This window comes from Cyclobacterium plantarum, assembly GCF_011290685.1.
GTDB lineage: Bacteria > Bacteroidota > Bacteroidia > Cytophagales > Cyclobacteriaceae > Cyclobacterium > Cyclobacterium plantarum.
Map to the genome: position 1 here is coordinate 59413 of NZ_JAANYN010000015.1, position 14068 is coordinate 73480.

Consider the following 14068-nt stretch of genomic DNA (forward strand, 5'->3'; position numbering starts at 1 on the left):
ACAAACTTATGAAACCGACCGTAATTGCTGTATTCACTGCACCTGAGCTGGGTTTTAGAGGAAACCCTGCCGCTGTTGTGCGTTCCCCAACTGCATTGAACGAGAAGGAAATGCAGGAGCAAGCTTCCGGAATTGGCATGCCCGCAACCTCCTTCCTGTTTCAGGATATCCAAGGCAAATACCACGTCAGGTGGTTTGCACCGGATGAAGAAATTGGCCTTTGCGGGCATGGTGCAGCTGCTGCAGGTATATTTCTGGCACTAAAAAATGCTACGGGTGAAGTTGAGCTTCATTTTCAGGGAGGCGTTATTGTGGTGAAGGTTGCCGGGGACAGGTTTTCCCTGCATCTGGAGGCGATTCCTGTTCTTGAAAGAATAAATCCTCCCCAAGCTATTCTCGACGGCCTGGGAATCCCGGTTTTGGAAATGTATAAAACAGCCAACAAGCACCTGATCATAACAGACACCGAAGCGGCAGTAGCCCAAATGCGCCCCGATTTTGTCAGGCTGAGACAGTCGGATATTTTTGGTTATGCTATTTCAGCCAAAGGGGATCAGGTTGATTTTGTAAGCAGGACCCTGGTGCCACATGTGCAGCAACTGGAAGATCATGCTACCGGATCTTCCCACGCACTTCTCGTGCCCTATTGGTCAGAAAAATTGAATAAGAAAAACATGACCGCCCATCAGTTGAGTCCCAGAGGTGGGCGCTTTTTCGTTGAAATGGCAGAAGAGGAGGTTATCCTGACGGGTACTTATGAGATCGAAAAATAAAGATGTTTCCTGATGACAGGATGTCAGTAATTTTTTTAAGTTTTTGATTATTTGAATAATGGATAAAAATATTCTAATCAATTTATTTTTTATCCTGTTTTCGATATAAATTTTTTTCCTTGGTATAATTATTGCTTTTTTATTTTGCAATGTTTTTTTAAATCTAATTTCAACCAAATTAAAATATAATGGAATACCGAAAGATTCTCATCAAATATGGTGGGAATGCAATGGTCAACCAGGAATTAAAAGAAGCCATTGCCCAAAAAATAAAAACCTTGCAAAATCATGGCGTCCAGGTGATTTTGGTTCATGGAGGAGGTCCTTTTATCAACAAATCTTTGGAAGATGCAGGTATAACATCACAATTTTTTGATGGCCACAGACATACCAGCCCGGAAGCATTGAGCTGTATAGAAAAAACACTGAAAGGGGAAGTAAACAGTTCATTAGTGAATTTGCTCAACCGGGAGGGCTTGCAGGCAGTAGGCCTTTCCGGAAAGGACGGCAAACTGGCCATAGCGCAAAAAAGATGGCACCTGGCACGCAATGAGGCGGGTGAAGAGAGTCAGGTGGACCTTGGGCAGGTAGGAGATGTAAAAGTCGTAAACCCTTTGTTGTTAAAAATTTTACTTGATAATGGTTTTACCCCTGTGATTACCTGTATTGCTTCAGACGAAAAAGGCAATGATTTCAATATCAATGGGGATGTATTTGCAGGAAAAATTGCAGCAGCTATGGAAGTAGATGCTTATATTGTACTCACAGACGTGGATGGCCTCTACCAGGACTACCCGGACCCTGCCTCTATTCTGAAAGAAGTCAATCTAAAAACCATTCCACAATATTATGGTAAAGCGATAAAAGGTGGGATGATCCCAAAGATTGAATCCTGTGTGGCAGCTTTAGAAGCAGGTGTAAAGAAAGCCGTCATTTTAAATGGCACACAGCCCGATCAGATTTCAGATTATATTATCAATCAAAGAACTATAGGAACAACCATAACTCAATAAACATGCAGATTTCGAATGAATATTTATATGAGGAAGATAAAAAACATTACTTACCTACTTTTAAGCGCTTCCCGTTAGCACTTATCAAAGGAAAGGGTAGCAGGGTCTGGGATGCGGATGGAAAGGAATACATTGACATGCTTGCAGGAATTGCGGTAAATAATCTGGGACATTGTCATCCTAAGGTCGTGGGTGCTATCCGGGATCAGGCAGGAGAATTGATGCATATTTCCAATTTTTTTGTGAGTCCTCCTCAGGTCGCACTTAGTAAATTATTGGTAGATCTTAGTCGTTTATCCCATGTGTTTTTAACCAATAGTGGGGCAGAATCGGTTGAAGGAGCGATTAAGGTTGCGAGAAAGTATGCTTCCAAGAAGAAAAAAGGAGGAGAGATCATCTCCATGAAAACCTCTTTTCATGGACGGACGCTGGCGACCATTGCCACCGGACAGGCAAAATATCAAAAAGGGTTTGCACCCATACCTACCGGTTTTGTGCAAGTGGATTTCAATGACATCAAGGCTTTAGAGAATGCCATTACGCCAGATACCGCTGCAGTCATACTGGAACCTGTCCAGGGAGAAGGAGGTATTATCCCAGCCGAAAAAGCCTATCTGCAGGCTGCAAGAAAATTATGCGATGAAAATGATGTGCTTCTGATTTTTGATGAAATTCAATGTGGAATTGGACGGACAGGCCATCTTTTTGCCAAGGATCATTTTGGCGTTCAGCCGGATATCATGACTTTGGCGAAAGGCCTGGGTAGCGGTATGCCCGTAGGAGCTTTCCTTTGTAACGAAAAAGTTGGTGCAGCCATTGATTATGGAGACCACGGGACTACTTTTGGTGGCAATCCACTTGCGTCGGCTGCTGCGCTGGCTACCATCAAAGCCATCCTGGATGAAAACCTCTGTCAGGCAGCTAAGGACAAAGGGGATTGGTTAATGAGCATCGTCCGTTCCTGGTCAAAGGATCACCCTATGATCAAGGAAGTAAGAGGTATAGGATTGATGATCGGCATTCAGTTGGACCGACCTGCTGCGCCCATTGTGAAAGCCCTGATGGATGATGGCGTCATTGCCAATGCCACCGCAGAATCTGTGTTGCGCCTGGTCCCACCACTTAATATTCCTGAAGAGGACCTGGTGAAGTTTTTGGACAAATTAAAAGCAATCATAATTTCTGTAGAGCAAAATGAAAAGTAAACAATATAAAACCAGTATCATAGGTGCTTCTGGATATACGGGTTCGGAACTGGCCCGGATTTTGGTTAATCATTCGGAAACAGAGATTGTCAGTATCACTTCTGAATCTCATCAGGGGAAAAAATTCTCTGATCTTCACGCACAATTTTCAGGAATTTTAGACCTTACACTGATCAGTGCGGATGAGGTGGATGTGGCAGGTTTGGATGTGATTTTTTTGGCCCTGCCACATGGAGTTTCCATGGAATTTGTTAAACGCTGGCAAGATTCGGGAGTAAAAATCATCGACTTATCTGGAGATTTCAGGCTTTCAACTCCGGAGGTTTATGAGGACTGGTACAAAAAAAGCCACACATACCCCAGGGGATTTGAACAGGCTGTTTACGGCTTGCCAGAATTGCATGAAAAGCGCATAAAGTCGGCTACCTTAGTGGCGAATCCCGGCTGTTATCCAACAGCTTCTATTTTGAGCCTTGCCCCTTTGTTTCAAAGCGGGAAAGTGGATGCCAAAGGAGCAATCATTGATGCCAAGTCAGGAATCACAGGTGCGGGGGTTAAAGCCAGTAATACCACGCATTTCTCAAATGTCAATGATAATTTTAAAGCTTATGGTATTGGCAATCACCGGCATACGGTGGAAATTCAGGAACAGCTTTCATTTTTACTGAAAAAATCGGTTTATTTACAGTTTACCCCACATCTATTACCAGTAGACAGGGGTATATTGGCAACAGCCTACATTAGTGTAGAAGGAGCGATGAATCAGGAAAAACTTGATAAAATGTATCAGGATTTTTACAACAAAAAGCCGTTTGTAAGGCTAAGAAATCAGGCCCCTTCCATCAAAGAGGTTCGGGGAAGCAATTATGCCGATATTTATCCATTTTGGGATGACCGGACCAAAAGAGCGATTGTAGTGACTGTGATTGACAACCTGGTTAAAGGGGCTGCCGGACAAGCCGTACACAACATGAATCTCATGCTGGGATTGGAGGAATCCACCGGTTTGAATCAGGTACCCATGCAACCATAAAAGCATAGAAAGAATGATAAAAAATATTACCAGTGTAAAGGGGATCAAGTGTTGGGGAGCCCACTCGGGGATCAAATCCATGAGAAGGGATCTGGCTTTGATCTATTCTGAAGTACCGGCTGCGGCTGCGGCTACTTTAACTCAAAATAAAGTGCAGGCTGAGCCCATAAAGGTGACCAAAAGAAATCTGAAAAACAATAAAGCTCAGGTGATTGTATGTAATGCGGGAAATGCGAATGCCTGTACAGGCGAGCAGGGTCGCAAAGGAGCCGAAGCCATGGCAGATACCGTGGCAGAGGCTCTGAATATTTCGCCCGATGATGTGATTGTAGCTTCTACCGGGTTGATAGGAGAACCTTTTCCGACAGATGAAGTCGTGGAAGGGATAAAATCTACCGTTCCCAAATTATCCAATGATACCAAGGCAGGTTCTTTTCTGGCCAATGCCATTTTGACTACTGATACCTTTGCCAAGGAAGGCTTTGTGGATTTTGAATGGGAAGGAAATACCATTTCTATAGGTGGGATTGCCAAAGGATCAGGAATGATCCATCCCAATATGGCCACCATGCTGAGTTTTTTGGCTACCGATATTGCCATTGATGAAAAGCTCCTGCAAAAGACACTTAAATATTGTGTTGATCGCTCTTTCAATATGATAACGGTGGACGGAGACACCTCTACCAATGATATGGTAGCCATATTGGCCAATGGTATGGCAGGAAACAAAAAAGTGACCAGCGAGACCGATCCCCTGTTTCTGATTTTCAAGGAAAAATTACAGGAGATATTGATTCACCTGGCGAAGCTGATTGTTTCCGATGGAGAAGGAGCATCTAAATTTATTGAGTACAAAGTTTGCAAGGCCATATCTGAAAATGTTGCCATGAAATTGGTCAGGGCCATTTCGGATTCTACCCTGGTGAAAACAGCCATGTTTGGCAGGGACCCGAATTGGGGAAGAATCATTGCTGCTTGTGGAAATGCTGGCATAAGTTTTAATTACAAAAAAGCCAATCTATACCTTGGAGATGCAAACAATCAGGTATTGGTATTGGAAAGGGGTAACCCCACCTCTTTTGACAAAAACCACATGAAAAAATTGCTAAGGGAATCCCACGTTAAAATCCGCCTGGAACTCAACACCGGTAAGCAAGAGGCAGTGGGCTGGGGATCTGACCTTACCACCGATTATGTCATGTTCAATTCTGTGTACACGACCTGATTTTTTTATAACCCTTAAAATGCTAAGGCCGGTAGGGATATATTTCTACCGGCTTTTTTTTATTGGAATTAATTAAAGCCCTATAGGAAGTATATAAGCTGCCCGAATGCCCAATAAAGCCAATTGAAAAGGAGCAGGCCCTGCATGTTGGTAACGTATCCCCAACTCTACATTGTTAAATATATAGCCCAATTCTGCAGCAAAAGTGAATTCCAAATTACTTTCTGAATAAGTATTGGGTTCGTTTTTGTAATGGTTGATAAAAAGGGTGCCACCCAATTGGGGTTCGAAGAAAAAAGGTTCAAAATTTAACCGGTAACCGGCCAAAACCGGGATTAGATGAAGTGATAGATTTTCACCAGCCGGTAAAACATAAGCCGGGTCCAATGGAAAATACAGGTAGTTTCCAGTCAGGGAAACCTGGCCGTTTAACCCCAGTCCATAAAGTCCCTTTAAGGACGCACCAAAACCTGCGGGGAATTGAGTCTGATAATATTCGTTCAGGGTTATCCCTGCATCGAACCCGATATTTATTTGGTTTACGCCTTCTTGTGCCATGCTTTTCCATGAAAGCAGCGATAAAAGCACCGCTATAATGAATGGTTTGGTCATTTTTCAGGTACAAAAATGTAAATATTAATTACGTAAACTTAAAGATACGAAAAAATGGGTATTTGTACCCTTTTTTGAGGTTTGAGGTCCTAATGATGCAGTATTTTGTAGAATTTGAATGGAGGAGAATTAATTTTAAACGGTAGCTTCGCTAAGTCAATGAATAATGGTATGGGAAGGATAATTTTATCAAAGAAGGTGGTTTATTTAAATTATTAAAATATTGTTTTATTTAATCATTAAATGTCCATTGTAACGAAATATAATATTGTTAAAATTAAAGTCTTTTTTAGGTTCAATATTGAATGATCCGTAATTTTTCGGAAAAAAAATTTAATTAAAGTAAATTTTTATAAAAAGACAGTCTTTCTTTTTTAAAATAATTTTTTTCTATATCTTTGTATTATTAAATCAGAGGGATTTAAACTTGTAATACCTTATTAAAGGGACAGGAGATGATTAGTTTCATGGGAGGTTCAAATCCTTCTTTTACAACTTGGTTATTTTGGGTTTATTGTTAATTGACTTAAGCTATGGAATTCTATTTCATAGCTTATTTTTTTAACTAGTACAACTAATTAATTAATAATTGTCATTATCTGTTTTTTGTGATTTCCCAGCTCATTTTTTTCAATTGAAGATGCTTTTAGATTGTTTCGCAGACCTAACATTTTAAAAAAAGCAGAAATCGGGATGACGGAAGTTTAAATTTAAGTATTTTTCTTTCCGGAATTTGTAAGAACCTTCTTGTAGTATGAAATGCCCTGGTCTGGATTAAGGAATAACAGTAGTGCCGTACACACTTTTAAGACCCAAAATTAGATCATATTTTTTACTGACTTTGCTCATGTTTTAGAGCTGAACCACTCTTTACCTTTGAACTATCAAAACAAACAATCAGGGTTTTTATCCATAGAATACTGAGATTTTAGACCTAAACCATACAATTATGCGTCACATTTTAAAGAATTTCCTGTTGGTGGTAATGATTACCGCAGGAGTAATCTCCACCAAGGCATTTGCACAACAGTCCTATGAAATTTCAGGTAAACCTCAATTGAAAGTTTCCGGTACTTCCACCCTTCATGACTGGGACATGGTTTCCTCAAAAGCAGAAGGGGCTGCATCCCTGAGAATTTCTGCCGGAAAAGTAACCAGTATAAGTTCAGCCAGGTTTTCCATGCCTGTAGCCTCCCTAAAAAGCGGGAAAGGACAAATGGATAACAATGCCTATAAGGCCCTTAAAGAAAGTGATCATCCCGATATTTCTTTTACCCTGCTTGAGGCCAACCAGGATGGCGGCAATGACTGGAAAGCTACCGGTCGCCTTCAGATCGCCGGTGAAACACGCACCGTACCCTTTCACTTAAGTGTATTGCCAAATGGAAATGAAGTAAGGGTAAAAGGATCCGCCCAGATAAAATTGACTGATTTTGAAGTGGATCCCCCCACCGCTGTTTTTGGAACGATCAAGACCGGTGATGAAATGACGATAACGATTGATTTGAATCTTAACCCAGTAAATTAAAACTTTTATTATCATGAGAAACAAGATTATATTACTCACAGCAGCCATTTTATGGTCTTTTGGAAGCATGGCCCAGCAACGGGACATGCAATTTTGGAGAGCTTACGACCAGAGAGGTATCAATGTGTTTGAAACCGGAAAAGCAGATACCGTAGCCTTTGATGGAGTAAGGGTAAGAATTGGAGGGGCCTTTGCCCAACAGTTTCAATCCCTAAGCCATGAAAATTCCGCTAGCCCGGTAAGGAATGAAGATGGGGTCAATACCAACCAACTGATGGATATCGGCTCGGGATTTAACCTGGCCACCGCTAATCTGAACATTGATGTGGCACTGGCCGATGGGATACGCCTGAATTTGATTACCTACCTTTCTTCCAGACACCACCCCGAGACCTGGGTTAAAGGAGGATACCTGCAGTTTGACAAGCTCCAATTTTTGAACAGCCCTGTATTTGACCAAATCATGGAAAAAGTGACCATAAAAGTGGGTCATATGGAGATCAATTACGGTGATTCTCACTACAGGAGATCGGATAATGGGAATGCCTTTTACAACCCTTTTGTAGGCAATTATATCATGGATGCATTTGCTACAGAAATTGGTGCTGAAGTCATATTTCAAGACAATGGTTTTCTGGCAGTCGCCTCCATGACTGGTGGTGAAATCCAGGGCGGGGTAACCAATCCTAGTCGGAGAAAGCCTTCATTTATCGGGAAACTTGGTTATGACAAGACCCTTGAAAATGATGTAAGGCTGAGGCTAACCGGATCTGTTTATACCACCGCCGGTTCAGTAAACAATACCCTTTGGTCAGGTGACAGGGCAGGTTCCAGGTATTATCTGGCCATGGAAAATACCCTTGCATCTACTTCAGGTAATTTTACCTCCGGTCGTTTCAATCCCGGTATGCGGGATAATGTCACTGCATTGGTGCTAAATCCATTTGTTGAATTTCAGGGACTGGAATTATTTGGTACCCTTGAGCAATCCAAAGGCAAGGCTGCCAATGAATCAGAAGACAGGACCTGGAATCAGGTTGGCCTGGATGCAGTATACCGCTTTGGTGCAATGGATAAGTTTTACCTGGCAGGCAGGTACAATCAGGTCGGCGGAGAAATGGCCAATGGACTGGAACCTTCTATCTCACGGGTGCAGGTCGGTGGAGGCTGGTTTATCACCAAAAATATTTTAGCTAAACTGGAATATGTCAATCAAAATTATCAGGATTTTGCAGCTACCGATATCCGAAATGGTGGTAAGTTCAATGGACTGATGATTGAAGGTGTCATAGGGTTTTAATCTCTTTTATTACATTAGATCATGCGTATCGCCAGTCTTTTATTTTGCTGTATCCTGTGGATGGGAAGCCTTCAAAAGGAGGCATTTATCATCCAGCAAAAAGAAATCATCGTAAAGGGTAAAACTTCAATTGGTGATTTTGAATGCAGTTACGGCAAGGAAGAGATTGGCGATACCTTGTATTTGGGAAATGCTCCCAACAACAGTCTTGATTTTAATATTCCGGTTAAGGAATTTGGATGCGGTAATTTCCTATTGAACGGTGATTTTCGCCGAACCTTGAAAGCTGATCAATATCCAGTTTGTGAAGTACGGGTGATGCGGCTTTTTCGGGGTCAAAAAAACATCTACGGAGATTTGGCCATCAATCTCGTAGGCAAGGATTTGAAATTAAGTAATGTATTTTTTGACAGGAATCGGGAGAGATTGCAAGGTAAAGTTCAGTTGTCCTTTGAAGAATTGGAACTGGAAGCTCCCAGCCGGTTGGGAGGTTTGGTGAGGGTGGAGGAGACCATTGAACTTCAGATTGACTTGTACCTTGTACCAGCTTAAAATCCCTCTTTTATTGGAATTTTGGTTTATTTCACCATTTGACTGGTGAATTCACCTGGTACGAACGATTTCATGCCTTGATGTAAATGTTCATTATTTGCTTTAAAATTCATTATCCAATCCTTTATTTGCACAAGCTTAAATCAGGAGCAGCCATTTGTCTATCAATTCCAACCCCCACCCAGGTTTCTGTACAATTCAATATTTGCTACAAGCATCTGCATTTTCACATCGACCATGTACAATTCACTTTCAAGTGCATTACTTTGGGCATTGATTACCTCCAGATAAGTTGCGTACCCGCTACTGAACAATAAATACGATTCTTTAACAGCCTCTCTTGCATTTATCAGTCTTTGTTCAGCCAATTCATATTCCTCCTCCAGTTTTTCAATCGTCACCATGCCATTAGAAATTTCTGAAACTGCCTGTATCACTTTTTCGCGGAAGGCAAGTTCAGCTATATCCCGTTCCGCAAGGGAAATTTTGTACCTTGTTTTCAGCCTTCTGTTTTGGAAGATAGGCTGAGTTAATGAACCGATAAATACGCCAAATAATGAACCGGGATTCAGGACATTGGAAAAACTAATCGCATCATAACCCAACTGGGCACTTAATGAAAGAGCCGGATAGCGCATGGCTTGAGAGACGCCTACCTGGGCATTCGCCTCTACCAGTGCCAATTCAGCAGCATTAACATCTGGCCGATTTTTAATCAGTTCCAATGGCAGTCCTACGTAGATATCGCTTAATAACCTGGTATCTCCAAGGCCTTTGTTTACGTTTATGGATTCGTTCGGATATTCCCCCAGTAATTCGTTTAGTTTGTTTTTTTGAATTTCCAGTTCGCGCTCTATTTGCGGAACAAGTGAGGCAGAGATCATTTTCTGAGATTCTGTTTGAGTTATCGCCAGGGAAGAAACTTCCCCTGCCCTAAATTGTAATTTAACGATGCTCAATGTCGAATCGTTGAGTCTTAAGTTATAAGTTGCAACCTGCTGTTGTTCCTTAAGCATAAGCAGTTTGTAATAGGCAGTAGCTATTTCCGCTACTAAATCGGTTTCAACCGCTTTGGTAATGGCTTCCCTTCGTTGAAACTGTGCGCGGTTGGCTTCTTTTTGTCGACGGAGTTTACCCCAAACATCAATTTCCCAACTCGATTGAACTGCCGCTATGTTATGTGCCCTGGCTACATACCATTGATTAGGCGTATCTTTACCCTGGTAATATTTGACACTCTCCCTTGTAGTGGAATTTTGAGAGTACCGATCGTTTCTTTTTTCAAAAATGGTGTTAAGCTGTGGGAAAAAATTGGCTTTTGTCTGCTTAAAGGCTTCATTCGCAATATCACTTTCCTTTCGGATTTGTTTTAAATACAGGTTATTATTCAGCCCTTTATCAATTAATTTCACCAGTGAAGTGTCCTCAAAAAAGGATTCCCAGGCTATTTCTGCTATATTATCAGTAAATGCGTCGGTACTATCAGGTTGGTCTGATGGCAAGGTTTTAAAGGCAGCAGGGAGTTCAAGATCAGGTCGTACGTAGTTTTCTCCTGATTTGCACCCCCAAAGAAGAGCAGCTACTAATAAAGCGGGCGTAAGGGGGAGTAGGTATGTTCGTTTAATGTTTTTTATCAAAGACATATTCATTAATTTTTAAGCCTCAACAGGAATGTTCTCCCGTGATTTTCTAGCGGTTTTTTCATGCAAATATTGGAAAACCAAATAAAGCGTTGGGATAATGAAAATCCCTAGAATTACGCCGAAAAGCATTCCGCCTGCCGCTCCGATACTCACTGATTTATTGCCCTGTGCAGAGGCCCCAACGGTCCGCATTAAGGGTATTAGGCCGGCTATAAAGGCAAAGGAAGTCATGATGATGGGCCGGATACGTAAGCGGGAAGCCTCAATTGCCGCATTAAAAATACTCATGCCTTGCCGTCGTTTCTGGGAAGCAAATTCAACGATCAGTATGGCGTTTTTAGCTAGCAAGCCTATCAACATGATAATACTTACCTGAACATAAATATTGTTGTCAATACCGGCTAGGTTAATAGCGACAAAAACGCCAAGAAGTCCGCAGGGAATCGATAGCAATACAGCAAATGGCAATAGGTAACTTTCGTACTGTGCCGCTAAGAGGAAGAATACAAATACAATACTTAAGATGAAAATAATGGCTGTTTGGAAACCTGATTCTTTTTCTTCCAGACTCATACCCGTCCACTCATAACTATAGTTTATGGGTAATTCAGCAGCGACCGCTTCAATGGCATTCATGGCGTCACCTGTACTGTAACCGTCTGCCGGGGTAGCATTGACTGTAATCGAATTAAACAGGTTGTAGCGGTTTACGATTTCCGGACCGACAACCTCTTCAAGTGACACGATTGTGTTTACCGGAACCATTTCCCCTGTTTTACTCCGTACGAAAATAGCGTCAAGTGATTTCTTTTCCGTACGATAGGGGATATCTGCTTGAACAAATATTCGGTACTGCCTTCCAAACCGGTTAAAATCTCCCGTTTGCAATCTCCCAAAATAAGCTTGGATCGATCTCATCATATCTTGTACACTGACGCCCATATTTTTTGCCTTCACGTAATCAATGTTCATCTGGTACTGTGGGAAATTAGCATTGAAGGTGGTAAATGCTTTCTCGATTTCAGGACGATCGTTGACGGTGGCGATAAATTCATCTGCTACCTGATTAAAATCGGTGAAACTTTCTCCAACCCTATCTTGAAGGATCATTTCCAATCCGGAAAATTCTCCAAAACCCTGAACCGTTGGCCTGGCAAATACATTGATTTCAGCCTCAGGAATATGAGACAGGTCATTTATTAGTTCCGTTATCAACAAATTGATGTCCTGGGTTTCACCGCGTTTATCAATTGGGTGGAGATTGATGTATCCCATACCAAATGATGGGCTCGGGGCGTTTTCCATAACATTGAATCCCGAAATGCTATTGACACTTCTGACGGCAGGATGATTTCTAAGGATAGAGTCCACCTGGTTCATGGGACCGGATGTCCTGTGTAAGGAGGAACCCGGAGGCATGGTGAGCGAATACGTAAGAAAGCTGTCGTCCTCAGCCGGAATAAACGCCCCGGGTGTACTTCTGAACATAATAACTGTCAGCGCTAATAGCAGCACAAGTGCACCAATAGGTATCCATTTCTTTTTGAGTAGGTAAGTAACCGAGCGTACATATTTGTTGGTAAATGCTTCAAATCCCGATTCAAAGGATGTAAATACCCTATGTTTTAACCTTCCCATTTTACTGGCCGATTGATCATCAAACGGCTTTGCAGGCTTTAAAAGTAAAGCACATAGTACAGGACTCAAGGTAAGGGCATTCACCGCTGAAATAAGAATGGCAAAAATCAAGGTATATGCGAACTGCCGGTAAAAAAGTCCCACAGGGCCCTCCATAAAACCCACTGGAACAAAAACCGCTGCCATTACTATAGTAATCGAAATGATGGCTGTGGAAATCTCTTTCATCGCTTCCACCGTAGCTTTCTTCGCCGGCATTTTACCATGGGTTAATTTATGGTGTACCGCCTCTACTACCACAATAGCATCATCCACTACAATCCCGATAGCCAATACCAAAGCAAACATCGTCAGCACATTAATAGAGAACCCCAATAATTGCAAAAAGAAGAACGTACCTATCAATGATACCGGAATGGCAATCGCCGGAATTATGGTAGACCTAAAGTCCTGGAGAAAAATAAAAACGACGATAAATACCAGGATACATGCTTCCAATATCGTATGCACCACCTGATCGATTGATTCATCGATCTGATTTCGCACTGAGTAGGATATGTCGTAAGTGATTCCTTCTGGAAAATTCCTGGAAATCCGCTCCATCACTTCGCGGATATCCTGATCGATTTGCTTTGCGTTGGAATCACTGGTTTGGGTAATATTGATCGTTGCTGCAGGTTTCCCATCGACCGTATTGTCGCTACCCAGATTAGATGCACCAAGTTCAACCCTCGCAATATCTCTGAGGTATAGGATAGATCCGTCTTTATTCGATTTAATAACAATATTTTCGTATTCTTCCGGCGTGCTAAATCTTCCCTTGTGTTTAATGATGGTTTCAAAAATCTCCTCTGAAGTTTCTCCAAAGCGTCCTGGTGCTGCTTCAAAATTCTGATCGTTAATTTGATTGGTTACATCTTGTGGTACGAGGCCGTATAGCGCTAATTTCTCCGGATTTAGCCAAACCCGCATCGAATAGGTTCTTCTTCCGACGAAAGAAGCCTGTGCGACTCCCTCCACCCGCAGCAATTCACGCTTAACATTGATTCTGGAATAGGCCTGGATAAAAGTTTCATCATAAGGAGAGTCCTCACTTTCAGCAACAATGTTGATCGTCATAATATTGCCACTAAGCCGCTTTACTACTGAAATACCTTCCTGAATCACCTCAGGAGGAAGTTCCCCAATTTCTCTTGATATACTGTTTTGAACGTTGACCGCAGCGATATCCGGATCAGTACCAGGTTCAAAAAATATATTGATGCTACCTCTGCCCGAATTCGTCGCTTTCGAACGAATATAAGTCATATTTTCTACCCCATTTATGGCCTCTTCCAATGGTAGGAGTACCGATTTGGCTACGGTTTCAGCATTGCCACCAGGATAACTTACCCTTACATTGACACTAGGAGGTGCAATGTCCGGAAAGCGGGTTACGGGAAGACGCATAAGGCTGATCAATCCTGCAATGACAATCAGAATAGATATGACAGAGGCAAATACAGGCCTGTCGATTATTTTTTTAATCATACATCTTTAAATTGAA

General features: G+C 41.9%; 11 protein-coding genes. 8 read left to right on the plus strand and 3 right to left on the minus strand.

Annotation, left to right across the window (positions count from 1 at the left end; all coding sequences use genetic code 11):
* Nucleotides 1–8: 8 nt before the first annotated feature.
* The 5 genes from G9Q97_RS22635 (at nucleotide 9) to argJ (ending at nucleotide 5249) form a co-directional block, all read left to right on the plus strand.
* Nucleotides 9–773 (plus strand): PhzF family phenazine biosynthesis protein, encoded by a 765-nt coding sequence (locus G9Q97_RS22635; RefSeq protein WP_166151205.1) that lies wholly within the window; start codon nucleotides 9–11, stop codon nucleotides 771–773.
* A 188-nt stretch (nucleotides 774–961) separates the two neighbouring features.
* Nucleotides 962–1786, plus strand: a complete 825-nt coding sequence (gene argB / locus G9Q97_RS22640; protein ID WP_166151206.1) for an acetylglutamate kinase — start codon at nucleotides 962–964, stop codon at nucleotides 1784–1786.
* A 2-nt stretch (nucleotides 1787–1788) separates the two neighbouring features.
* On the plus strand, nucleotides 1789–2991 hold the full coding sequence (locus tag G9Q97_RS22645) for an aspartate aminotransferase family protein (protein ID WP_166151207.1): 1203 nt from the start codon (nucleotides 1789–1791) through the stop codon (nucleotides 2989–2991).
* Nucleotides 2981–4024 carry an N-acetyl-gamma-glutamyl-phosphate reductase gene (argC, locus tag G9Q97_RS22650; RefSeq protein WP_166151208.1) on the plus strand — a complete coding sequence of 348 codons (1044 nt, stop codon included), beginning with the start codon at nucleotides 2981–2983 and terminating at the stop codon, nucleotides 4022–4024. The genes G9Q97_RS22645 and argC overlap by 11 nt, the downstream gene beginning before the upstream one ends.
* Nucleotides 4025–4037: 13 nt before the next feature.
* The gene (gene argJ / locus G9Q97_RS22655; RefSeq protein ID WP_166151209.1) at nucleotides 4038–5249 is read left to right on the plus strand and encodes a bifunctional glutamate N-acetyltransferase/amino-acid acetyltransferase ArgJ; all 1212 of its coding nucleotides are present in this window, start codon (nucleotides 4038–4040) and stop codon (nucleotides 5247–5249) included.
* A gap of 72 nt (nucleotides 5250–5321) precedes the next feature.
* Here argJ and G9Q97_RS22660 read toward each other — a convergent pair whose 3' ends face one another.
* Entirely contained in the window at nucleotides 5322–5861 is a 540-nt protein-coding gene (locus G9Q97_RS22660; RefSeq protein ID WP_166151210.1) for an outer membrane beta-barrel protein, read from the minus strand.
* A 949-nt stretch (nucleotides 5862–6810) separates the two neighbouring features.
* On the opposite strand from G9Q97_RS22660, the gene G9Q97_RS22665 reads away from it, so the two are divergent.
* From G9Q97_RS22665 to G9Q97_RS22675, 3 genes are read left to right on the plus strand one after another with little or no spacing between them, the layout of a single operon-like run.
* Nucleotides 6811–7389, plus strand: a complete 579-nt coding sequence (locus tag G9Q97_RS22665; RefSeq protein WP_166151211.1) for a YceI family protein — start codon at nucleotides 6811–6813, stop codon at nucleotides 7387–7389.
* Between the two features lie 13 nt (nucleotides 7390–7402).
* The gene (locus G9Q97_RS22670) at nucleotides 7403–8689 is read left to right on the plus strand and encodes a hypothetical protein (RefSeq protein WP_166151212.1); all 1287 of its coding nucleotides are present in this window, start codon (nucleotides 7403–7405) and stop codon (nucleotides 8687–8689) included.
* 21 nt (nucleotides 8690–8710) lie between these two features.
* Entirely contained in the window at nucleotides 8711–9241 is a 531-nt protein-coding gene (locus G9Q97_RS22675; RefSeq protein ID WP_166151213.1) for a hypothetical protein, read from the plus strand.
* A gap of 164 nt (nucleotides 9242–9405) precedes the next feature.
* On the opposite strand, the gene G9Q97_RS22680 is transcribed toward G9Q97_RS22675, so the two are convergent.
* Together G9Q97_RS22680 and G9Q97_RS22685 are read right to left on the minus strand one after the other, a co-directional pair.
* Entirely contained in the window at nucleotides 9406–10884 is a 1479-nt protein-coding gene (locus tag G9Q97_RS22680; RefSeq protein WP_166151214.1) for an efflux transporter outer membrane subunit, read from the minus strand.
* Between the two features lie 12 nt (nucleotides 10885–10896).
* Nucleotides 10897–14052 carry an efflux RND transporter permease subunit gene (locus G9Q97_RS22685; RefSeq protein ID WP_166151215.1) on the minus strand — a complete coding sequence of 1052 codons (3156 nt, stop codon included), beginning with the start codon at nucleotides 14050–14052 and terminating at the stop codon, nucleotides 10897–10899.
* Between the last annotated feature and the right edge of the window lie 16 nt (nucleotides 14053–14068).